This window comes from Brachybacterium subflavum, from assembly GCF_009299795.1.
Classification (GTDB): domain Bacteria; phylum Actinomycetota; class Actinomycetes; order Actinomycetales; family Dermabacteraceae; genus Brachybacterium; species Brachybacterium subflavum.
The window spans coordinates 709168-730157 of record NZ_VIGP01000001.1; the positions used below are offsets into that span (position 1 = coordinate 709168).

Below are 20990 nucleotides of genomic sequence, written 5' to 3' on the forward strand. Positions count from 1 at the left end.
AGGGCCCACCCACCGGCGGGCCCGGGCTCACACGTGGTGGTGCACCCGCTGGAAGACGTCCACGTAGTGCGCCTCGAGCCGGCGCTCGGCGAGCCGCAGACCCACCAGCAGCACCACCACCCCGATCACCAGGGAGAGCACCCCGGCGCCGATCAGGATCATCGGCCCATCGACGACGAGCCCCCAGATCGCGACGCCGACAGCGGGCAGCTGCGGAATGAAGACTGCGGCCGTCGCGAGCCCCATCGCGAGCATCGCGCTCGCGTTCGAGGACGAGCGGTCCTTCATCGGGTTCGTGCCGGGAGCGGCCGTCGGGTACGGCATGATCGTCCCGATCAGGGAGGAGGCGCCCCAGCCGCCCATCATCAGCCCGAGCGCGCCGAGCAGGAGCATGGGCACCAGGTCCGGCCGGCCCATGAGGAACGGGACCACGACCGCTGCGAGCACCAGGAACGGCACGGTGAACACGGCCATCGCGGCGATCCGTCCGCGCAGGTTCGCACGGGCCGGGAGCCCCGCGGTGATGTTCACCCAGCCCGCAGGCCCGTCGAATCCGATCTCGTTCGCGAGCGTGATCCCGCTGATCGCCGCCACGAGCAGCACGCCCATGAACGGCGTGACGCGGTTGTTCTCGTTGATCAGGCCCATCGCCACGAAGAAGACGAGCATGACCGGCATGATCACGACCGAGGCGAGGTAGCGGGAATCGCGGCGCCAGTAGCGCAGGGAACGGCCCATGACCGCACCGAACGCGCTCGAGCGCACGAGGCGCGGCACCAGGGCGGAGACCTTCGCGCTGCCCGAGGAGGCATCGCCGACCAGCGCCTCGCGCATCGCCAGGTCGATGCTGCGGCGCCACCACCGCCACACCAGCGCGATGGTGGCCGCTCCGATCACCGCGCGGACGAGGGCGGGCAGCACGGCGCCCTGGGCGAGGTCGACGGGCACGGCGAACAGCGCGCCGAAGGGGGTCCACGCGCCGATCTGCGCTCCGGTGGCGAGCACCTTCGACCACAGGGAGATGTTCGCGCCGTCGAGCGACTGCCCCAGCAGGCTGATGCCGTAGAGGGCGCCCAGCATGACGACGATGCCGATCACCCCGCCCACCTCGCGACCGCGCCGCGACGAGGAGCGCGAGGCCTGGTGCGCGAGGACCGCGCGCGGCAGCAGCAGGCAGAGCACGATGCCGGCCAGGTGGGCGGGGACGAGGGCGATGATCGCGAGGGCCATCCAGATCGGCCCTGCCGCATGCATGGCCGCCCAGATGATGACGCCGACGCTCGTGATCGCGACCCCCAGCACGGTGAACAGGGTGGGCAGACTGAGGGCACCGGCGGCCAGCAGGCCCGGCTGCAGCTCCCGTGCGGTGCGCGGGTACAGGGCCAGCTTGCGGGGGTCCAGCGAGTCGTCGACGCCGAAGGCGAACAGCGGCAGGAGCAGCCAGACCAGCACGAGCGCCGTGCCCAGCGCGCGGACGGCGGTGGGGAACACGGAGCCGTCGGCGTCCATGACGACCGTGGCGACGACGAGGGCGACCAGGGTGGCCATCCCGCCCAGCCCGTAGAGGCCCCCGAAGACCGTGCCGATGATCTTGCCGACGTTCTTGCGGAACGAGCGGCGCCACAGGATCCACTTCAGCCGCATGAGCAGCCGCACGAGCGCGATGCCGCGCACGCTGCCGTGCAGGGAGCCTCCCGCGGTGGTGATGTCGGAGGTCCCGGAGGTCCCGGAGGTCCCGGAGGTCCCGGAGGTGCCGGAGGGCGTGGAGCCCTCGGAGGCGTGGGCGCGATCGGCGGTGCCGAAGGGGCCTCCCGCCGGCGTCCCGTGCTCGTCGGTTCTCACGACTCCAGCCATGACAGGGTCCCCTCCTCGACCTCGCCCGCTCCGACGAGGTCCATGAAGCGCTGCACGAGGCTGCCGCCGGCGCGGACCTCCTCGAGGGTGCCGTCGGCGAGGATCTCTCCGCGGGCGATGATCGCGACGTGCGAGCACAGCTCCTCGACGAGCTCCATGACGTGGCTCGAGAGCACCACGGTGCCGCCGCCGGCGACGAAGGCGCGCAGGATCTGGCGGATGCGCTGCCCGGAGACCGGGTCGACGGCCTCGAGAGGCTCGTCGAGCACGAGCAGGCGCGGGGCGTGGATCAGCGCGCAGGCCAGCAGGATCTTCTTCGTCATGCCGGCCGAGTAGTCGACGACGAGCTTGCCGTCCTCCCCGGCGAGGTCCATCGCCTCCAGCAGCGAGGAGGTGCGCTCGTCGACGACCGCCGCGTCCATGCCGCGGATCAGGCCGACGTAGGTCAGCAGCTCGCGCCCGGTGAGGCGGTCGAAGGTCCGCAGGCCGTCGGCCAGCACGCCCATCTGGGCCTTCGCGCGCTCCGGCTCGGCCCACATGTCGACGCCGAGCACCTGGGAACTGCCCCCGTCGGGCCGCAGCAGGCCGGTCGCCATCGACAGGGTGGTGGTCTTGCCGGCGCCGTTGGGGCCGACGATCCCGTAGAAGGCTCCGCGCGGGATCGACAGCGAGATGCCGTGGACGACCTCGGTGCCGTCGAAGGACTTGCGCAGCCCTTCCACGTGCAGGGAGGGCTCGGCACCCGGGGTAGAGGGGGCGGACGCGGCGGCGGGCACGGGCTGCGCGTCGCCGTGCGGGTCGTGCTGCAGGTCTGCGGGCTGGCTCATGCTCGAAGACTACGGGCGGGACGGCAGCGGCTGAACCGTCCGTCGGCGGTGCGGGGACCCGACCTAAGTCGAGGCCCGGCTCCCGGGGGTACCGCCCGGCGGCGAAGCAGGGACGCCGGTGGCGAGCAGATAGAGTGCAACCTGGCCGAGTGCCGACATCCGAGAGGGGACCTTCCCATGACGACACCCCGTCGCCGGTTCGCGGACGCCGAGGGCGCCGACGAATCACCGAGCACCCCGCGCGAGGTCGCGGAGATCCCGATCGGGATCCGACGCCTGGGGGCCTGGTCGTGGCGTCTGATCGTGATCACCGCCGCGGCCGCCCTGATCATCTGGGGCATCCTCAAGATCACGGCCATCGTGATCCCGGTGCTGATCGCCATCCTCATCGCCTCGCTGCTCTCCCCGCTGGTGGGCCTGCTGACCCGGCACACGTTCCTGGGACGGGCGGCCGCGAGCGGCGTCGCACTGGTGGCGCTGATCATCGTGGTGATCGGCATGTTCACCCTCGCCAGCCGCCAGCTGTTCGCCCAGGCCGGTGACATCTACGCCAAGGCCCTCACCGGTGTCCAGACCCTCATCGACTGGGCGAACACGACGTTCAACCTCGACGACTCGATGATCAACAAGGCGACCGACGAGATCCTCGCGAAGCTGCAGGAGAACACGGACTCCCTGATCAGCGGGGCCTTCTCGACGGTCTCGACCGTGGGCAACGTGGTCACGGGCATCGTGATCGCCCTGTTCACGCTCTTCTTCCTGCTCTCGGGCGGCTCGACGATCTGGCGCTGGGTGGTGGGCCTGCTCCCCCCGGCCGCGCGCGTGCCCACCCATGAGGCCTTCCGCCGCGGCTGGAAGGCGCTGTCGGCGTACATGCGCACGCAGATCATGGTCGCCGCCGTCGACGCGACCGGCATCAGCATCGGCATGATCGCGCTCGGCGTGGGCTCCTACGCCGTGCCGATCTGGCTGATCGTGTTCCTGTTCTCGTTCGTGCCGCTGGTCGGTGCGATCCTCTCGGGCGCCATCGCGATCCTCATCGTGCTGGTGCTCAAGGGCTGGGTCTTCGCGATCATCATGCTCGTGGTCGTCATCGCCGTGCAGCAGATCGAGAGCAACGTCCTCCAGCCCTTCCTCATGGGCAAGGCCGTCGAGCTGCACCCGCTGGCCGTGTTCCTCGGCGTCGCCTCGGGCGCGATGATCGCCGGGATCGCGGGCGCGCTGTTCGCGATCCCCGTGATCGCGTTCGTCAACGCCACTCTGCTGTACATGACGGGGCGCGATCCCTCGCCCGACCTGGGCCTCGACGAGACCGTCGACGCGCAGCTCACCGCTCCGCCCCGCCCCAAGAAGCACGAGGAGTCCCCGCGCGAGGCGAAGCGCCGCGAGAAGGCCGAGACCTCGAAGGCGCAGGCGGCCGCCCTGCGCGAGGAGTCGGCCGAGGAGGTCGCGAGCGGTGCGGCCCCGAAGGACGGCGAGGAGCCCCGGGCCGGGGAGTGACGCCGCCGGAACGGAACGCCGGGCACGGAGAAGGCCGGGTCTGCCGTCGGAACCATGGGTTCCGGCACGCAGACCCGGCCTTCGTCGTCCGGTCAACCGTCGCGGCGCACGTGCGCCCGACGGAACGCTCAGGCGCGGTAGGGCTTCGCGGAGATGATCTCGATCCTCAGCGAGCGGCCGTTGGGCGCCTCGTAGTCGATGCTCTCGCCGACCTTCGTGCCGTTGATCGCAGAGCCCAGCGGGGACTCGGTCGAGAAGACCTCGAGGTCCTCGCCGTCGTCCGCGATCTCGCGGTTGCCCAGCAGGAACGTGCGCTCCTTGCCGGCCATCGAGATCTTCACGACCATGCCGGGCTCGACGACTCCGTCGTCCTTCGGGGTCTCGCCGACGACCGCGTTCTTCAGCAGGTGGGTGAGCTCCGCGATGCGAGCCTCGTTCTTCCCCTGCTCCTCGCGGGCCGCGTGGTAGCCGCCGTTCTCCTTGAGGTCGCCCTCGTCGCGAGCCGCGGCGATGCGCTCGGCGATCTCGGTGCGACGGGGCCCCTCGAGCTCGGCGAGCTCCGCGGTGAGGCGGTCGTAGGCGTCCTGGGTGAGCCAGGAACCAGTGGGCTGGCTGCTCATGCGAACACTCCTGATGTCTTGTCGCGGGCGGCCGCCCTCGGCGGACGCCCGACACAGTTCACGGGGCACATGTTGCGCATGCGCCCCGTGTGCGGGTGATGAAGACCGACGCGCTGTCGGTATCAGAGCATCGTACAACGGATGCGACCGGCGCCCCCAACGGTGCGGCGCGTCGGGCGCTCGGGATACGGGCCCTGGTGCGGGCCACGGTGCCGAGATCTCGGCAGGCGGAGGATCAGGCCTTCTGGCAGCTGATGACCTCGGCGCTGACCGCCTCGCCCTGGGTGTCGATGTCCACGGTGCGCACGACCTGCCGCTCGGGGCCCCCGGGGATCTCGACCTCGCGGAAGCCCACCTGTGCGCGGCCCGCGTTCAGCGCCTGCACCGTGCACGTGGCATCGACTCCGGGGCTGCGGGTGAGCTGGAAGGTCAGCGAGATCGTGTCGTCGTCGACGTGGTCGTAGCCGACGTCCTTCGCGGTCACGGGCTGGTCCGCGAAGCGGTAGCCGACGAACGCGAGCACGGCGAGGAACACGACGGCCCCGATCACGAACAGCACGCGCGCGGTGCGCCTGGGCACCAGCGGGCCCCCGTAGCGGGAGGCGAGCGGATCGGTCGATCCCGTGGGGGTGCTCGGAGCGTGCGCGTCCATGCGCCCATCCTCCCAGATCCCGCCTGGACCCGGCGTCCGAGTGGCGGGGGTCTCGGCCCTCGCCCCAGTCCGGGACCAGGCAGGTGGCGTACCCTCGGCTGGTGCGCAGACGCGCCCGATCCCGGGTCGTCGGCGCCGCCCGCGGCGAGGCCCCGAGCCCCGCCCGCGGACCCGTCCCGACCGACGGGACCAGACCTGTCCGACCCCGACCCGGTGAAGGTGGAAACGTGCCCGACCTCGAGCCCGAGAGCGACGACCGGCTGCGGATGGTCGCCGTGCATGCCCACCCCGACGACGAGTCGAGCAAGGGGGCGGGGTCGATGGCGAAGTACGTGCGCGAGGGGGCGCAGGTCACCGTCATCACCTGCACCGGCGGAGAACGCGGCGACATCCTCAACCCCAAGCTCGCCGACGACGAGGGAATCCTCGCGGACCTGCCCGCGGTGCGCCGCACCGAGATGGCCGCCGCGCAGAGGGTCCTGGGCGTGGACCACGAGTGGCTCGGTTTCGTCGACTCGGGCCTGCCCGAGGGCGATCCCCGGCCCGAGCTGCCCGAGGGATGCTTCGCGCGCGTGAGCGTCGAGGAGGGTGCACGGCCCCTCGTCGCCGCGATCCGCCGGCTGCGTCCGCACGTCCTCACCACGTACGACGAGAACGGCGGCTACCCGCACCCCGACCACATCCAGTGCCACCGGATCAGCGTGCTCGCCTTCGAGCGGGCCGCGGACCCCGAGTACGCGCCCGAGCTCGGCGAGCCGTGGGAGGTCGCGAAGATGTACTACATCAACGGCTTCTCCCGCCGCCGCTTCCAGGGCATCGCCGACTTCCTGCGCGGACGCGGCACGCCCGACGAGCAGCTCGAGGAGATGGCCGAGCGCTTCCCCGGCGGCGCCGACCGCCTGGTGACCACGCGCGTGGACATCAGCGACGAGCTCGACATCCGCGACGCGGCGCTGCGCGCCCACGCCACCCAGGTGGATCCCGAGGGCTTCTTCTTCCACATCCCCAACGACGTCCTGCGCGAGTCGCACTGGGCGACCGACGACTACGAGCTGCGCACCTCGCGCATCGGCGTCACCCTGCCCGAGACCGACCTGTTCGCGGGTCTGCGATGAGCGCCGGGCTGATGAGCGCCGGGACGATCGGGCTCGCCGCGTCGGGCGGACGGCTGCTCGCCGCGCCCTCGGACTCCGGGGACATGACCGCGACGACCGTGACGCCGGGGCTCCCGGCCTTCATCGTGATGTTCCTGCTGGCCGCCGTCATCGTGCTGCTCGCCCTCGACATGACGCGTCGCGTGCGCCGCATCCAGGCCCGCTCGCGCGCCGAGGACCACCTCGCCCAGGAGGGACGGGGCGAGGGGGCCGGGTCTGTCGACGGGACCGAGCCGTCGAACGGCGCAGAGCCGTCGAACAGGGCAGAGCCGTCGAACGGGGCAGAGCCCGCCGACGGGACGGGGCGGGCCGATGAGGACGGGCCTGTCGACGAGTCGGCGCCGGCGGCCGGGGACGAGTCGTCGGGCGAGGGGACCTCCGCCGACGACGAGGGCGGTCGTCCGCGCGACTGAGCGCCTCGTCGGCCTGTCGGCGCCGCGTCGGCCCGTCGGCCTGTCGGCACCGATGCTCGGGGCGACCCCGCGATCAGATGACCGCGATCGCGACCGCGACGAAGTGGCAGACGAACCCTGCGATCGTGCACGCGTGGAAGATCTCGTGGTAGCCGAACCACGCCGGTGACGGGTCGGGCCGCTTGAGCCCGTAGACGAGCGCGCCGAGCGTGTACGCGAGGCCGCCCGCGATGATCAGCCAGGCCACGGCCCAGCCGCCGCCCGCGATGATCTGTGGCATGTAGAAGATCGCCACCCAGCCCAGCGCCACGTACGCGGGCACGTAGAGCCAGCGCGGGGCGCTCGTCCAGAAGATGCGGAAGCCCACGCCGACCAGAGCGCCCGCCCAGCAGATCACCAGCAGGGTGACCGCCGAGCGCGGCTGCAGCATCGACGCCGCGATCGGCGTGTAGGTCCCCGCGATGATGAGGAAGATGTTCGCGTGGTCGAAGCGCCGCAGCATGAGCGCGTGCTCGGCGCGCCAGGTCCCGCGGTGGTAGGTCGCGCTCACGCCGAACAGCAGGCACGAGGTCAGCACGAACACCGCGCACGCGAGCCGAGTGGGCAGGTCGTCGCCGAGCGCGACCAGCAGCAGCCCGGCGATCAGGGCCGCCGGCAGGGCGAGCATGTGCAGCACGCCGCGCAGGCGCGGCTTGGGCAGGGCGATCCCGAGCTCCTTCGCGCGGCGCGCCATCTGCCGGGTCAGCTCGCGCGGGGCGAAGGGATGCGTCGACGCGGTCGGGATCTGGTCGTCCTCGAGGGACGACGGCGGCTCGGCCGGCGTGATCGGCCGCCGAGCGGCCTCCGAGACGCTGTCGCGGTCGGTCTCGGAGTCGGGGGAGCGGTGAGGTGCCAGGGCCATGCCGTGAGCGTAACCTACGGTTCCGTAAGCAGGGAGTGCATCGTCTGTGGCGGTGCTGTGAAGAGCGGCCGCGCCCTTGCCGCACCACCGTCGCGCATGGTCGATAATGGAGCGTCGTCGCCGTGCGGGCGCGGACACTGCGGGCAGACGAATCGGGACGCGCGAGAGGGGGAGCTGGTCGTGGACGATGACGGGATCCTCTACCGCGTGTACGAGAAGCGGCTGATCAAGGAGCTCGACGCCTACGAGCTGCCCCAGCACCTGGGCGTGATCGTCGACGGGAACCGGCGCTGGGCCAAGGCCTCGGGCATCACCACCGCCGAGGGGCATCGCCAGGGCGGCGCGAAGATCACCGAGTTCCTCACCTGGTGCGAGGAGCTCGAGATCCCGCTGGTCACCGTGTGGATGCTCTCCACCGACAACCTGCGTCGCGGGGCCGACGAGCTCGCGCTGCTGTTCGAGATCATCGCCGAGACCGTCGAGTCGATCGCCGGAGCCGGATACTGCGTGCGTCTGGCCGGCTCCGTGGAGTCCCTGCCCGAGGCGACCCGCGAGCGCGTCGCGGCCGTGCAGGAGCGCTCGACCCCGTCGAAGTCCCTCACCGTGAACGTCGCGATCGGCTACGGCGGCCGCGAGGAGATCGTCGACGCGGTCCGCGAGCTCGTGCGCGACCTCGGCGCCGAGGGCCGCAGCCCCGACGAGATCGCCGAGGCCATCTCCATGGAGGGCATCGGCGAGCACCTGTACACACGCGGCCAGCCCGACCCGGACCTCATCATCCGCTCCTCCGGCGAGCAGAGGCTCTCCGGGTTCCTCATGTGGCAGTCCGCCCACTCGGAGTTCTGGTTCTGCGAGACCAACTGGCCGGGCTTCCGGCGCGTGGACCTGCTGCGCGCGCTGCGCGACTACTGCCAGCGCGAGCGCCGCTTCGGCGCGTGAGGCGGGCGCCGCGCCGTCGGGCGGGCCCGTCGGCGGACGGACACTCCCCGTCGGCCCGGCCCGTCGGCGAACGGACGATGACGGCCTCGTGAATGCTCCGGCGGCGCACACGCCGCCGGGCGCGTCGTGCCGCGTGTCGCAGCTCACGCGGAGTAGGTTCGCGGCAAGCGCTCCGATCGGGCCGCACCCCCAGTCTTCCCCCTCCGAGGGGATGCGGCAGACCGCACGGGGCTGATCACGGACGGAGGCTCCCGATGACCGACACCACCACGACCGCTCCCCACGACACGACGGCGCAGGATCCGAGGGAGCTCGACCTCGCCGAGCAGGACCGGACCACGATCGACACCGTGCGGGAGGCCTCCCGGGATGCCGCGCAGGACGGGTTCGGGACGGAGGCGGACGGCGGTCATCCGGTGGCCGTGGTGCGGTCGCTCGAGCCCGGGGGCGCCCAGGAGGCGCTGCCCGACCTCGAGGTCGGCACCCTCACCTACGTGCTGGACACCTCGGTGCTGCTCTCGGACCCGCAGGCGCTGGTCCGCTTCGCCGAGCACGACATCGTCCTGCCCATCGTCGTCATCACGGAGCTCGAGTCCAAGCGCCACCATCCCGACCTCGGCTTCTTCGCCCGGCAGTCCCTGCGGATCCTCGACGACCTGCGCGACCGCCACGGCAACCTCTCCGTCCCGCTGCCGATCGGCGAGGACGGCGGCCACGTGCACGTCGAGCTCAACCACTCCTCGGACCGCTCCCTGCCCGACGGCTTCCGCCTCGGCGACAACGACACCCGCATCCTCGCCGTCGCCAAGAACCTGCAGCTCGAGGGCAGGAGCGTCGTGCTCGTCTCCAAGGACCTGCCGATGCGCATCAAGGCGTCGGCCTGCGGCATCCACGCCGAGGAGTACCGCGCCGAGCTCGCCCGCGACCGCGGATACACCGGCATGGTCACCGCGAGCGTCGGCGAGGAGGAGATGACCGCGCTCTACGACGGCAGCGACGTGGAGATCCCCGAGGTCTCCCATCGTCCGGTCCACACCGGCGTCACCATGACCAGTGCCCGCGGAAGCGCCCTCGGACGCATCACCCGCGAGGGCAGCGTGCGGCTCGTCCCCGGCGACCAGGGCGTCTTCGGCGTCCACGGTCGCAGCGCCGAGCAGCGCATCGCGATCGACCTGCTGCTGGACGAGTCCATCGGCATCGTCTCCCTGGGCGGTCGTGCCGGCACCGGCAAGAGCGCGCTCGCCCTGTGCGCCGGCCTCGAGGCGGTCCTGGAGAAGCGCACGCAGCGCAAGATCATGGTGTTCCGCCCGCTCTACGCGGTGGGCGGCCAGGAGCTCGGCTTCCTGCCCGGCGACCAGGGCGAGAAGATGGGGCCCTGGGGCGAGGCCGTCTTCGACACCCTGGGCTCGATGGTCAGCCAGAACGTGATCGACGAGGTGCTCAGCCGCGGCATGCTCGAGGTGCTCCCGCTGACCCACATCCGCGGCCGCTCCCTGCACGACGCCTTCGTGATCGTCGACGAGGCCCAGTCCATGGAGCGCAACGTGCTGCTGACCATGCTCTCGCGCATCGGGCAGAAGTCCCGCGTGGTCCTCACCCACGACGTCGCCCAGCGCGACAACCTGCGCGTGGGCCGCTACGACGGCATCGCGAGCGTGGTCGAGGCCCTCAAGGGCAGCGAGCTCTTCGCCCACATGACCCTGCAGCGCTCCGAGCGCTCGAAGGTCGCCGAGCTCGTCACGCATGTGCTGGATGCGCCGGTGATGTGAGGACGGGCCGCGGTCGCCGGGACGACCCGGTGACCGCGGCGCAGAGGCGGGCCCGCACTCCGAGGGGAGTGCGGGCCCGCGGTCTGCTTCGGGGGCTCGGCGCCGCTCAGACCTTCGGGGACGTCATGGAGAGCACGTCGAGGGCGTCGTCGAGCTGCTGCTCGGTGAGCTCGCCGCGCTCGACGAAGCCGAGGGCGATCGTGGCCTCGCGCACCGAGACCTGCTCCTTCACGGCGTGCTTGGCGATCTTCGCCGCGCTCTCGTAGCCGATCAGCTTGTTCAGCGGGGTGACGATCGAGGGGGAGGCCTCCGCGTAGAAGCGGGCCTTCTCCTCGTTCGCGGTGAGTCCGTCGACCGTCTTGTCGGCGAGCACCGTCGAGGCGTTCGCGAGCAGGCGGATCGACTCGAGAAGGCTCGTGCCCATCAGGGGGATCTGCACGTTCAGCTCGAAGGAGCCCTGCGCGCCGCCCCAGGCGACGGACGCGTCGTTGCCGATGACCTTCGCGCACACCTGCAGGACCGCCTCCGGGATCACGGGGTTGACCTTACCGGGCATGATTGAGGAGCCGGGCTGCAGGTCGGGGATCGCGATCTCCCCGAGGCCTGTGTTCGGGCCCGAGCCCATCCAGCGCAGGTCGTTGCAGATCTTCGTGAGCGAGACGGCGATGGTGCGCAGCGCGCCGGACATCTCGACGAGGCCGTCGCGCGCGGACTGCGCCTCGAAGTGGTCGCGGGCCTCGGTCAGCGGCAGCTCGGTCTGCTCGGCGAGGTTCGCGATGACCTTCTGCGGGAAGCCGGCGGGGGTGTTGATGCCGGTGCCGACGGCGGTGCCGCCCTGGGGGACCTCCGCCGTGCGGGGGAGGGCCGCCTGGACGCGCTCGATGCCGTAGCGGATCTGGGCCGCGTAGCCGCCGAACTCCTGGCCGAGCGTCACCGGGGTCGCATCCATGAGGTGGGTGCGCCCGGACTTCACGACGCTCTTCCACTCCTGCGCCTTCGCCTCGAGGGAGGCGGCGAGGTGCTCGAGGGCCGGCAGCAGGGTCTTCACGACCGAGCTGGTCACGGCCACGTGCACGGAGGTCGGGAAGACGTCGTTCGAGGACTGCGAGGCGTTGACGTGGTCGTTGGGGTGGACCTTCTGGCCCGACGCCGTCGACGCGATCGCCGCGAGCACCTCGTTCATGTTCATGTTCGAGCTCGTGCCCGAGCCCGTCTGGTACGTGTCGATCGGGAACTGGTCGTCGTGGGAGCCCGCGATGACCTCGTCGGCCGCGGCGATGATCGCGTCGGCGATCGCGGCGTCGAGCACGCCGAGATCCTCGTTCGCGCGGGCCGCGGCCTTCTTCACCTGGGCGAGCGCGTGGATGTGCGCGGGCTCGAGGCCCTGGCCGGAGATCGGGAAGTTCTCGACAGCGCGCTGCGTCTGGGCGCCGTACAGGGCGTCGACCGGGACTCGCACCTCGCCCATGGTGTCGTGCTCGATGCGGTACTCGGGCTGGGTCATGGAGGAACTCCTTCGTTCGTCGGTGCTGCGAGGGCCGTGCCCCGCGGGGTGATGGATGGTGACCCCCGGACGGTATCGGACCGAGGTGACGGCGGGGTGTCTGATGGGGTCTTCGGGTGACGCGGTGATCAGTGGGACCGTTGCGATCGGCGGACGGGGCGCGATCGGCGGACGGGGCGCGATCGGTGGGTGCAGTGCTAGCGGCGGGTGCAGCGCGATGGGTGCGTCCGGCGTCCGGCGTCCGGCGACCGGCGACCGGCGGTGCGCGGTCAGCGGGGCAGGGGACTGCCGTCGGGTCGGTCCTCGAGCTCGTCGGCCCAGGGCGGGTTGGCGCCGGGCCGGGAGACGGTGACGGCGGCCAGGGCGGCGGCGTGCGCGAGGACGTCCTGCAGCACTGCGGTATCTGCCGTGGCGAGGGCCTCGCGCCGACGGGCGCCCAGCAGGTCGCGCGAGGCCAGGGCGTCGAGGATGCCTGCGGAGTAGGTGTCGCCCGCGCCCACGGTGTCGGCGACGTCCACGCGCACGGGATCCACCGGGATCCGGCCGTCGGGCCCGAAGCCGACCGCCCCGTCCCCGCCGCGGGTCATCGCGACGACGCTGGGGCCGAGCTCGCGCCAGGAGGCGGCGACGTCCTCGACGTCGTCGGTGCGATAGAGCCAGGCGATGTCCTCGTCGCTCGACTTCACGATGTCGCAGCGGCCGATGAGCGCCTCGACCTGCGGACGCACGGTCGCGGGATCGCCCATGAGGTCGGGGCGGATGTTCGGGTCGTAGCTGAGCGTCGCGGAGTCCCGGTACGCCTCGAGGACGTCCGCGACCACGCTGCTGCCCGGGGCGAGCACCGCGGCGATCGATGAGGTGTGGACGGCGTCGCGGTCGGAGGGGAGGCCAGAGGGATCGGGATCCCAGACCAGGTCGAAGGTGTACTGGGCCGCGCCGTCGGTCCCGACCCGCGCCTGGGCGGTCGAGGTGGGACGATCGTCGATGCTGCCCGCGGTGAGCACCACCCGCGAGGACTCGACGTGCTCGCGGATCTCCCGCCCGCGGGCGTCGTCGCCGATGCGGGTGAGCAGGTGCGAGACGTGCCCGAGCCGGCCCAGTGCGACCGCGACGTTCATGGGCGACCCGCCCGGGTACTCGGCGGGCGGCTCTCCCGGGCGCAGGACGATGTCCGTGAGCGATTCTCCGACGGTGAGAAAAGTGGCCTTCACGGCATAGATCTTGGCATTTTTCGCGGCACGGGGCGAACGCGCGACAATGCGTGCATGCCGACACCGAAGGATCCGAGCGCCGAGGCGTCCGAGCGCAGGCCCGAGCCCGCGCCCGAGAGCGCTGAGAGGGACGGCGCCGTTCCCTCGCCCGCGCCGGCCCCTGCGCCGCGCAAGCGCTCGCCGTACTCGATGAGCAAGGGCGACGCATCGATGCGCAACATCGCCTGGGCTCTCGGCCTCACGCTCGGCTGCGTGGCCGTGGTCGGCGTGATCTTCTTCGGCGTGGGGCGCAGCGTGGACCGTGAGATCCCCGAGACGTCCCGCCTGGACGTCGGCGCGAGCGCGCAGCGCGCCCAGGAGCAGGCGCCGTTCCCTGTGGCGCAGCCCGCGCTCGGCAGCAGCTGGACCCCGCGCGCCGCGGACTACACGGCGGGTGATCGGCCGACGTGGGAGCTGCGCTTCACCTCGCCCTCGAACACGCTGGTCACCATCGTGGAGAGCGAGGAGATGTCCGCGGCGGAGCTCTCCTCGCAGCTGCCCGGTGCCGACGCGACCGGGGACGTCACGATCGAGGGCGCGGACTGCCAGACGGTGAGCGGCGAGGACGACGAGCACGGCATCACGTGCCAGGGCGATGGCTGGGCCGTCGTCGTGCACGGCACGGCCGATGACGGCGACCTCGAGACCGCGGCGCAGGCGACCGTGCGCAGCATCGAGGACGGCGGCACCACGGGGTCCTGAGCCCCGGGTCGGCGATGTCGACGGCGCGGTCCGCCCGGCCCTCGGCGCCGGAGCTGTCCTGAGTGCTCAGCGCAGGAGCGATGGGCTCTCAGCGTCGGGCCTGGACCGCCTCGTCGAGCTTCTGACGCGCTCCGTCGAGCCACTGCTGGCAGCGGCGCGCGAGCATCTCGCCGCGCTCCCACAGGGCGATCGACTCCTCGAGCCCTCCCTGCCCGGACTCCAGGCGGCGCACCACCTCGACGAGCTGGTCGCGGGCTGCCTCGTAGCTGAGGGCGGCGACGTCCTCGGGCAGATCCGGCGCGGAGTCGGATGCTTCGTCGTCGGCGGGAGCAGGCACGGGGCTCTCCTCCGCAGGATCGTCCGTCGCGGGGTCCTCGGGCGTGGTGCTCATCGGTTCTCCTCCGGGGCATCGGGCTGGTCGGTGGGATCGGTGCGGTCGTCGGCCGGGCCCAGTGCGGGTGAGCCGGATCCGGCGCCGTCGATCGTGTCCATGTCGGGCGGGGTGTAGGGATCGTGCTCGGTGCGCAGGGCGCCGAAGCGACCGCCCGCCACGCGCACGGAGAGTGCGGCGTCGACGGGAGCGGACTCGGGTGCGCGCACGATCGTGCCGTCGGGCGTCTGCACCACGGCGTAGCCGCGCTCGAGGGTCGCCAGCGGGCTGAGCGCGCGGACCTGGCGGCCCAGGTGGGCGGTCTCGTCGCGCGCCCGGTCCAGGCGGGAGCCGACGAGCGTGCGGGCGAGCGCGATGCGCGAGCGGATCTCCTCCGCGGGGGCGGTGAGGATGCTCGCCGGGTTCTCGAGCACGGGTCGCGACCGGAAGGCGTCGAGGTTCGCCTGCTCGCGCTCCAGGCGCGTGCGCACCGCCGAGCGCAGGCGCGAGCGGCCCAGGTCGAGCTGCTCGAGCTCGGCCTGGATGTCCGGCACCACGCGCTTGGCGGCGTCCGTGGGGGTCGACGCGCGCACATCGGCCGCGAGGTCCACGAGAGGGGTGTCGACCTCGTGGCCGATCGCGGAGACGATCGGTGTGCGGGCGCCCGCGACCAGGCGCACCAGCTTCTCGTCGCTGAAGGGGAGCAGGTCCTCGAGGGAGCCGCCGCCGCGCGAGATGATGATGACGTCGACGTCCTCGAGAGCGTCGAGCTCGGTGAGCGCGGCGGAGACCTCGCGCACCGCCTTCTGCCCCTGCACCGCGACCTCGCGGATCGCGAAGTCGACCGCGGGCCAGCGACGGCGGGCGTTGACCACGACGTCCTTCTCCGCCGCGGACTCGCGCCCGCAGATGAGGCCGATCGTGCGCGGGAGGAACGGGAGCTGCTGCTTGCGGGAGTCCTCGAACAGGCCCTCGGAGGCGAGGGCTCGCTTGAGCTGCTCGAGCTGCGCGAGGAGCTCGCCGAGGCCGACGGGCCGGATCTCGCTCGCCTCGAGCTGGAGGCTCCCGCGCTTGTTCCAGAACGAGGGCTTCGCGTGCACGACCACGCGCGCCCCCGGCACGAGCTCGACCGTCATCGCCCGCAGCACGTGCTCGCGGATCGGCACCGAGAAGGACATGTCCACCTCGGCGTCGCGCAGCGTCATGAACGCCAGGCCGCTGCCCGGGCGGCGGTTCAGCTGCACCATCTGCCCCTCGACCCAGATCGGGGACATCCGTGCGACGTATTCGCCGACCTTCACCGAGAGCTGGCGCAGAGGCCACGGGTTCTCCGGCGTGGTCTCGGCGGCCGTCGGCGCGAGAGGCCGATGGGGCGGGGTCTCGGTCATGGGTCCACTCTGGCACGAGAGGCGGACGTCCGACGACGTGCGGAGAGCCCGCTGTGGACGGGACCGTGCTGTGGAGGCACCATCGCGCCGGGCGAGAGCACACGATCGACGGCTCGGCGGCGCGGAGGGCGATGGCAGACATCCCAGTGAGGTCTGGGCCCGATCACCTGTACCCGCGCGCCTGCACGTCGTACAGCTCGCGGTAGCGGCCGCCTCGCGACATGAGCTGCGCGTGCGTGCCCTGTTCGAGCACGCGGCCGTGGTCGAGGACGACCACCAGATCGGCCGCGGCGACGGTCGAGAAGCGGTGGGTGACCAGCAGCGTCACCCCGCCGGTCGTCCCGGTGCGCCCCGCCGCCTCGGCATAGCCGGTGAACAGGGCGTCCTCGGTCGCGGGGTCCAGGGCGCTCGTCGGCTCGTCCAGGACGCGCAGCAGCGGCGCAGTCCGCATCATGCCGCGCGCGATCGCGAGGCGCTGCCACTGTCCGCCGGAGAGCCCGTGCCCTCCCTCCCAGCTGGTGCCGAGCGGTGTGTCGAGGCCCCGGGGGAGGGCTCCCATGATGTCGTCGGCCGAGGCATCGGCGATCGCGCGCCGGACCTCTGCGGGATCCTCGGCCCGCGGCAGATCGCCCACGCCCACCGTGGCGAGCGCCGTGTACTCCAGGCGCGCGTGGTCCTGGAAGGCGCCAGCGCAGCGCTCGCGCCAGGCGACGGGGTCGAGGCGGGGCAGCGGTGTGCCGTCGACCTCGATCGTTCCGGTATCGAGGTCGTGCAGGCCCAGCAGAAGGTCGACGAGCGTGGACTTGCCCGCGCCGTTCTCCCCGACCAGGGCGACGGTGAATCCGGCCGGCAGATCGAGGTCGATGTCCTCGATCACGGGCGCGCTGCCGCCGGGTCGGGTGAAGGTGACGCCGCGCAGGCGGATCCCCTCCGTCAGGCGCGCGGGCGGAGTCGCGGTGCCGGGATGGGCGCGCGCGTCCTCCTCGACGCGGTCGGCGAGCCACAGGTAGCGGCTCACGGTGCGCAGGCTGTTCTGGAGGGTCGTGATGCCCATGCTGATCGAGCGCGCCGCGTTCTGCAGGTTCTCCAAGCTCATCACGGCGATCGTCATCGCGGCGATCGCGACCGTGCCGGCGAGCGCGTCGTGGGCCATCCACGCGATCACGGCGATCGCGGGCACGTAGAAGGCGAGCGAGGCGAGCAGCATGAGCAGCGAAGTGCGCCGGGTGGCGGCGAGCTCGGGGCGGGTCCAGTCGCGGGCCGCGGCGCCGATGCGGCGCAGCAGGAAGCCGCGGGCTCCGAAGGTGCGGATCTCGCTCGCGCCCGCCCTCTGGGCGGTGAGATCCATGAGCGCGCCGAGGCGCCGGCTGGGCTCGGCGCTCTCCTCCTCGGCGAGCTTGCGGATGCGGGTGGTGGGGGTGGTGATGAGGATCTGCGGGATCCCGGCGAGGGCGACGAGGGCGAGGCGCCAGTCCGCCCCGATCGCGACGATCAGCGCCGTGGCCGGGGCGAGGAACGAGCGCAGGGCGTTCATCAGCGAGTTGTAGCCCACGCCGACGGCGCCGCCGTGGTCGCGCAGGGCCTGGACGGTGTCCAGCGTCTCGGGGTCCTCGAGGTGGGAGAGGGTGGTCAGCGTCGCCAGGTGCTGGGCGGTGCGGGCCTCGAAGCGGTCGGCCATGGCCTGCAGCAGGCCCACGCGGTAGCGGGTGCCCCAGATCGACAGCAGCGAGTTCGTGCCGATCACGGCGGCCGCGGCGGCGCCCGCGAGCAGGGCGGTGCGGGAGTCCGCCGCGACGACGGCCGCGATGATGATCCCGTACAGCAGCGGCGTGATGCCCGTCAGCAGCTTCGCGAGGGTCTCGAGGAAGGCGAAGACGCAGGCGCGCGGCGAGGTCCTCCAGCTCTCGCGCAGCACGAAGAGGATCGGCCGGATCGACTCACGCATCCTCGGCCCCCTCGAACGGAGAGGCGCCGCCGCCTCCGGCGCGGGCGAAGCGGCGTGCCTGCAGCGTGAACATCTCCGCGTAGCGTCCGCCGCGGTCCATGAGCTCCTCGTGCGGGCCGTCCTCGACGATGCGTCCGCCCTCGAGCACGACGATCCGGTCTGCGCGGCGCACGGAGGAGAGGCGGTGGGAGACCAGCAGCGTGGTGACGCCGCGGCCGAGCTCCATGAGGTCCTCGAAGAGGGCCGCCTCGGCGCGGACGTCGAGGGCCGACGTCGGCTCGTCCAGGATCAGGGCCTGGGCGCCGTCCTCGACGGCGCCGAGCGCGCGGGCGAGGGCGAGTCGCTGCCACTGGCCGCCCGAGAGGTCGGTCCCGCCGGAGAGCCCTGGGGCCAGCGGCGTCTCCAGTCCGGCGTTCTCGCGGTCGAGGCGCTCGAGGATCGCGGCGCCGCCGGCTCGCTCGACGAGGTCGGCGATGCGGGCGGCGTCGGCGGGGCGCCCCAGCGTCACGTTGTCGGCGGCGCTGAGGGGGAAGCGCGTGAAGTCCTGCAGGATCACGGAGACGCGGGGTCGGTGCTCGTCCGCCGGCGCTGCGGGGACCCCTCCGACGTCGACGCTCCCCGCGGTGGGGCGCTCGAGGCCGGCGATCAGCGACATGAGCGTGGACTTCCCGGCACCGTTCGCACCCACGATGCCGAGGGTCTGGCCGGCGGGGATCTCGAGGTCGAGATGCGCGAGGACCGGGTGCTCATTCTGGGGGTAGTGGAAGGACACGTCGCGCAGCGTGATGCCTGCGGTGCGAGGAGTGGAAGGGGCGGTGGGGACCGGTTGCGGGTTCGCCCGACGCTCGTCGGCCGCGAGGTCCCGCTCCAGGTCCGTGATCTCGCGGTGGGTGTGCCCGGCCTGCAGGAAGTGGGTCTGGGGATCGCCGATCGGGCCGAAGCCGTCGAGCACGCCGGCGGCCGCGGCGAGGACGGCGGCCAGGCGTCCCACGTCGATGGTCCCGGCCAGGGCGTCGTGGACCAGCAGCAGGGAGACGGCGACGAGGACGAGCGCCGAGAACAGCGCGACCGCATCGGCGGCGCGCGTCCGCGGCACGTCGGCCGTGAAGAGGGCGTCGCCGCGCTCGTGGCCGGCCAGCTGCGGACGCAGCCACGGCAGGAGGCCGAAGAGGCGCACCTCGCGTGCGGTGCGCTCGCCGGAGGCGACCCGGAAGGCGTAGCGCGTGCGTCGTTGCGCGGTCGAGAGCGCACTGCCGGAGATCGTGTCCAGCAGGCTCGCGAGGTACTGCACCCACACGCGCGAGACCAGCCGCGCGACCACGAGCAGCACGAGCGCGACCAGCGGATTCCAGCTCGCGAGGATCGCGAGCGGCGCGAGCCCCGTGAGGCGGGCGGTGACGACGGCCTGGGCATTCTGGGTGGAGGTCAGCATGCGCCAGTCGCGGATCTGCTCGAGCAGCGAGACGGCGCTGGCGGAGACGGACGAGCCGTCGAGGTGCGCGACGCCGTCGGGGCGCAGGAGCACTCCGGCCAGGTGCAGGCTGCGCTGCTCACGGACCCGGGCATCCAGGCTCTCGGTGAGCACCTCCGACAGCGCCCCGATCAGGGGAGTGGCGAGGAGGCTCGCGCCGAGGACGATGACACCGCGCACGAGGCGCGGATCGGCGGCGTGGCGACCGATCGCGTCGGCGAGGCCGCCGACCACGCCGCCCAGTCCGAGGATGGTCCCGCCGCTCGCCGCCATCGAGGCCAGTGCCAGCAGCACGAGGCCGACGGCTCGGGCGGGGGAGGCGGAGGCGATGAAGCGCAGCAGGCCCAGCCGCGCCGCGATGTCCCCGCGCAGCGTGGGCGCGCCGGTGCGCTCGGTGCTCGGGGACATGGGGCCACTCTGGCATGGAGCGGCGTGCGGGCGGAGAGGAATATCCGAGGCCAGCCCGCCGCGATCACCCGGGGTTCAGCCGGCCGCGCGGGAGTCGGTGCCCGGGGAGCGCTCGATCGCGTCGCCGCGCGCGAGGTCGGCGATCTGCTCCTCGTCGAGGCTGCGGGCGCGGCGGGTGAGCTGCTCGACGTCCTCGACCTTCTTGGAGGTCAGCTCCATCTCCTCGAAGCGCCGCGCGGTCACCAGCACGCGCGACTGCAGGGAGCCGACGGCGTCGTTGTACGCGGCGACGGAGGAGTCCAGCGACCGGCCCACTTTCCCCAGATGCCCGGCGAGGGTGCCCAGCCGGTGGTGCAGCTCGCGGCCCGCGTCGAGCACCTGGCGGGCGTCGCGGTTCAGCGAGTCGGTGCGCCAGGTGTGCGCCACCGTGCGCAGCAGGGCGACGAGGGTCGCTGGGGAGGCGATCACGACGTCCCGCGAGAACGCGTGCTCGAGCAGCTCCGGATCGGACTCGAGCGCCGCGGCGAGCACGCCGTCGCTGGGCACGAACATCACCGTGAACTCGGGGGTGTCGCCGAGCGCGGCCCAGTAGGACTTCGTGCCCAGGCGGTCCGCGTGCCCGCGCATGGCCTTCGCATGTGCTGCGCGGCGGGTGCGCGAGCGGTCGGCGTCGGGCTCCTCGACCGCGTCGAGGTAGGCGTCCATCGGCGCCTTCGCGTCCACCACCACGCTGCGCCCGCCGCTCAGGCGCACCACCATGTCCGGCCGCTGACCGGCCTCGCCCGCTGCCCCGCGGCCCGCGTGCTGCTCGCTGAAGTCGACGTGCTCGAGCATGCCGGCGGCCTCGACGATGCGCCGCAGCTGCACCTCGCCCCAGCGCCCGCGGGAGGTGGGAGCGCGCAGGGCGGCGGTGAGAGCGTGGGTGCCCCGATCCAGGTCGCGGGTGCGCTCGCCGAGCTCCTCGAGGTGGGCGCGCAGCGCGCCGTCGGACCGGGCGCGGGCGCTCTCGCTGCGCTCGACATGCTGCTCGAGCTGCGTGAGCGCGTGGGAGATGGGGGCGAGGGTGCTGCGCAGCTCGGCGTCGCGCTGGGCGGCCTGGGCCTCGCGGCGCTCCGCCTCGCGCTCGAGCTGCAGCTGGACCGGATCGATCACCGGGGTGCTCTGGTCGCGCCGTGCGGCATCCGTGCGCGACGAGGACCGCGCGTGCGGATCGCGCATGACGAGATAGGTGCCCAGCCCGCCGAGGGCGACGCCGACCAGGAGGACGAGGATCACGGTGAGGGTGTCCATGGATTCAGCACACCACAGGGCACCGACATCCGA

General features: G+C 72.5%; 18 protein-coding genes. 6 read left to right on the forward strand and 12 right to left on the reverse strand.

The features are described 5' to 3' along the window. Positions 1–27: 27 nt before the first annotated feature. Together FHG10_RS03080 and FHG10_RS03085 are read right to left on the reverse strand one after the other, a co-directional pair. Positions 28–1854 (reverse strand): hypothetical protein, encoded by a 1827-nt coding sequence (locus FHG10_RS03080; RefSeq protein WP_227487997.1) that lies wholly within the window; start codon positions 1852–1854, stop codon positions 28–30. Beyond that, entirely contained in the window at positions 1839–2681 is an 843-nt protein-coding gene (locus FHG10_RS03085) for an ABC transporter ATP-binding protein (RefSeq protein ID WP_152351835.1), read from the reverse strand. Before FHG10_RS03085 ends, FHG10_RS03080 begins: the two co-directional genes overlap by 16 nt. A gap of 177 nt (positions 2682–2858) precedes the next feature. Here FHG10_RS03085 and FHG10_RS03090 point away from each other — a divergent pair, with 177 nt between their 5' ends. After that, positions 2859–4181: an AI-2E family transporter gene (locus FHG10_RS03090; RefSeq protein WP_152351836.1), complete on the forward strand. Its 1323-nt coding sequence runs from the start codon at positions 2859–2861 to the stop codon at positions 4179–4181. Positions 4182–4309: 128 nt separating this feature from the next. Here FHG10_RS03090 and greA read toward each other — a convergent pair whose 3' ends face one another. Both greA and FHG10_RS03100 read right to left on the reverse strand, forming a co-directional pair. After that, positions 4310–4801 (reverse strand): transcription elongation factor GreA, encoded by a 492-nt coding sequence (gene greA, locus FHG10_RS03095; RefSeq protein WP_152351837.1) that lies wholly within the window; start codon positions 4799–4801, stop codon positions 4310–4312. Positions 4802–5036: 235 nt separating this feature from the next. Further along, positions 5037–5453, reverse strand: a complete 417-nt coding sequence (locus FHG10_RS03100; RefSeq protein WP_152351838.1) for a DUF4307 domain-containing protein — start codon at positions 5451–5453, stop codon at positions 5037–5039. Between the two features lie 266 nt (positions 5454–5719). Here FHG10_RS03100 and mca point away from each other — a divergent pair, with 266 nt between their 5' ends. Together mca and FHG10_RS03110 are read left to right on the forward strand one after the other, a co-directional pair. Then, the gene (mca, locus tag FHG10_RS03105; protein WP_152352021.1) at positions 5720–6568 is read left to right on the forward strand and encodes a mycothiol conjugate amidase Mca; all 849 of its coding nucleotides are present in this window, start codon (positions 5720–5722) and stop codon (positions 6566–6568) included. Positions 6569–6579: 11 nt separating this feature from the next. Continuing rightward, positions 6580–7020, forward strand: coding sequence for a hypothetical protein (locus FHG10_RS03110; RefSeq protein WP_152351839.1), 441 nt, complete (start codon positions 6580–6582; stop codon positions 7018–7020). A 73-nt stretch (positions 7021–7093) separates the two neighbouring features. Here the strand turns inward: FHG10_RS03110 and trhA are convergent, their stop codons facing one another. Then, positions 7094–7921: a PAQR family membrane homeostasis protein TrhA gene (gene trhA, locus FHG10_RS03115; RefSeq protein WP_152351840.1), complete on the reverse strand. Its 828-nt coding sequence runs from the start codon at positions 7919–7921 to the stop codon at positions 7094–7096. A gap of 180 nt (positions 7922–8101) precedes the next feature. Between trhA and FHG10_RS03120 the strand changes: the two genes are divergently transcribed. After that, on the forward strand, positions 8102–8860 hold the full coding sequence (locus tag FHG10_RS03120) for an isoprenyl transferase (protein ID WP_227487998.1): 759 nt from the start codon (positions 8102–8104) through the stop codon (positions 8858–8860). Between the two features lie 254 nt (positions 8861–9114). Continuing rightward, positions 9115–10629 carry a PhoH family protein gene (locus tag FHG10_RS03125; RefSeq protein WP_227487999.1) on the forward strand — a complete coding sequence of 505 codons (1515 nt, stop codon included), beginning with the start codon at positions 9115–9117 and terminating at the stop codon, positions 10627–10629. Between the two features lie 106 nt (positions 10630–10735). Here the strand turns inward: FHG10_RS03125 and FHG10_RS03130 are convergent, their stop codons facing one another. After that, positions 10736–12133 carry a class II fumarate hydratase gene (locus FHG10_RS03130; RefSeq protein WP_152351842.1) on the reverse strand — a complete coding sequence of 466 codons (1398 nt, stop codon included), beginning with the start codon at positions 12131–12133 and terminating at the stop codon, positions 10736–10738. A gap of 269 nt (positions 12134–12402) precedes the next feature. Beyond that, positions 12403–13344 (reverse strand): carbohydrate kinase family protein, encoded by a 942-nt coding sequence (locus tag FHG10_RS03135; RefSeq protein ID WP_152351843.1) that lies wholly within the window; start codon positions 13342–13344, stop codon positions 12403–12405. 54 nt (positions 13345–13398) lie between these two features. On the opposite strand from FHG10_RS03135, the gene FHG10_RS03140 reads away from it, so the two are divergent. Next, entirely contained in the window at positions 13399–14085 is a 687-nt protein-coding gene (locus FHG10_RS03140; RefSeq protein WP_152351844.1) for a DUF4245 domain-containing protein, read from the forward strand. 88 nt (positions 14086–14173) lie between these two features. Here FHG10_RS03140 and FHG10_RS03145 read toward each other — a convergent pair whose 3' ends face one another. From FHG10_RS03145 to rmuC, 5 genes are all read right to left on the reverse strand, one after another. Continuing rightward, the gene (locus FHG10_RS03145) at positions 14174–14476 is read right to left on the reverse strand and encodes an exodeoxyribonuclease VII small subunit (RefSeq protein ID WP_152351845.1); all 303 of its coding nucleotides are present in this window, start codon (positions 14474–14476) and stop codon (positions 14174–14176) included. Continuing rightward, positions 14473–15843 (reverse strand): exodeoxyribonuclease VII large subunit, encoded by a 1371-nt coding sequence (gene xseA / locus FHG10_RS03150; protein ID WP_152351846.1) that lies wholly within the window; start codon positions 15841–15843, stop codon positions 14473–14475. The genes FHG10_RS03145 and xseA overlap by 4 nt, the downstream gene beginning before the upstream one ends. Before the next feature lie 163 nt (positions 15844–16006). Beyond that, positions 16007–17788: an ABC transporter ATP-binding protein gene (locus tag FHG10_RS03155; RefSeq protein WP_152351847.1), complete on the reverse strand. Its 1782-nt coding sequence runs from the start codon at positions 17786–17788 to the stop codon at positions 16007–16009. Next, on the reverse strand, positions 17781–19667 hold the full coding sequence (locus FHG10_RS03160) for an ATP-binding cassette domain-containing protein (protein ID WP_152351848.1): 1887 nt from the start codon (positions 19665–19667) through the stop codon (positions 17781–17783). The genes FHG10_RS03155 and FHG10_RS03160 overlap by 8 nt, the downstream gene beginning before the upstream one ends. 75 nt (positions 19668–19742) lie before the next feature. Continuing rightward, complete coding sequence (rmuC, locus tag FHG10_RS03165) at positions 19743–20957, reverse strand: DNA recombination protein RmuC (RefSeq protein WP_152351849.1); 1215 nt, start codon at positions 20955–20957, stop codon at positions 19743–19745. Between the last annotated feature and the right edge of the window lie 33 nt (positions 20958–20990).

Bases quoted from the DNA above. Each gene is read 5' to 3' on its own strand.
- FHG10_RS03080 (WP_227487997.1), bottom strand. From the start codon at position 1,854: ATGGCTGGAGTCGTGAGAACCGACGAGCACGGGACGCCGGCGGGAGGC.
- FHG10_RS03085 (WP_152351835.1), bottom strand. From the start codon at position 2,681: ATGAGCCAGCCCGCAGACCTGCAGCACGACCCGCACGGCGACGCGCAG.
- FHG10_RS03090 (WP_152351836.1), top strand. From the start codon at position 2,859: ATGACGACACCCCGTCGCCGGTTCGCGGACGCCGAGGGCGCCGACGAA.
- greA (WP_152351837.1), bottom strand. From the start codon at position 4,801: ATGAGCAGCCAGCCCACTGGTTCCTGGCTCACCCAGGACGCCTACGAC.
- FHG10_RS03100 (WP_152351838.1), bottom strand. From the start codon at position 5,453: ATGGACGCGCACGCTCCGAGCACCCCCACGGGATCGACCGATCCGCTC.
- mca (WP_152352021.1), top strand. From the start codon at position 5,720: ATGGTCGCCGTGCATGCCCACCCCGACGACGAGTCGAGCAAGGGGGCG.
- FHG10_RS03110 (WP_152351839.1), top strand. From the start codon at position 6,580: ATGAGCGCCGGGACGATCGGGCTCGCCGCGTCGGGCGGACGGCTGCTC.
- trhA (WP_152351840.1), bottom strand. From the start codon at position 7,921: ATGGCCCTGGCACCTCACCGCTCCCCCGACTCCGAGACCGACCGCGAC.
- FHG10_RS03125 (WP_227487999.1), top strand. From the start codon at position 9,115: ATGACCGACACCACCACGACCGCTCCCCACGACACGACGGCGCAGGAT.
- FHG10_RS03130 (WP_152351842.1), bottom strand. From the start codon at position 12,133: ATGACCCAGCCCGAGTACCGCATCGAGCACGACACCATGGGCGAGGTG.
- FHG10_RS03140 (WP_152351844.1), top strand. From the start codon at position 13,399: ATGCCGACACCGAAGGATCCGAGCGCCGAGGCGTCCGAGCGCAGGCCC.
- FHG10_RS03145 (WP_152351845.1), bottom strand. From the start codon at position 14,476: ATGAGCACCACGCCCGAGGACCCCGCGACGGACGATCCTGCGGAGGAG.
- xseA (WP_152351846.1), bottom strand. From the start codon at position 15,843: ATGACCGAGACCCCGCCCCATCGGCCTCTCGCGCCGACGGCCGCCGAG.
- FHG10_RS03155 (WP_152351847.1), bottom strand. From the start codon at position 17,788: ATGCGTGAGTCGATCCGGCCGATCCTCTTCGTGCTGCGCGAGAGCTGG.
- FHG10_RS03160 (WP_152351848.1), bottom strand. From the start codon at position 19,667: ATGTCCCCGAGCACCGAGCGCACCGGCGCGCCCACGCTGCGCGGGGAC.
- rmuC (WP_152351849.1), bottom strand. From the start codon at position 20,957: ATGGACACCCTCACCGTGATCCTCGTCCTCCTGGTCGGCGTCGCCCTC.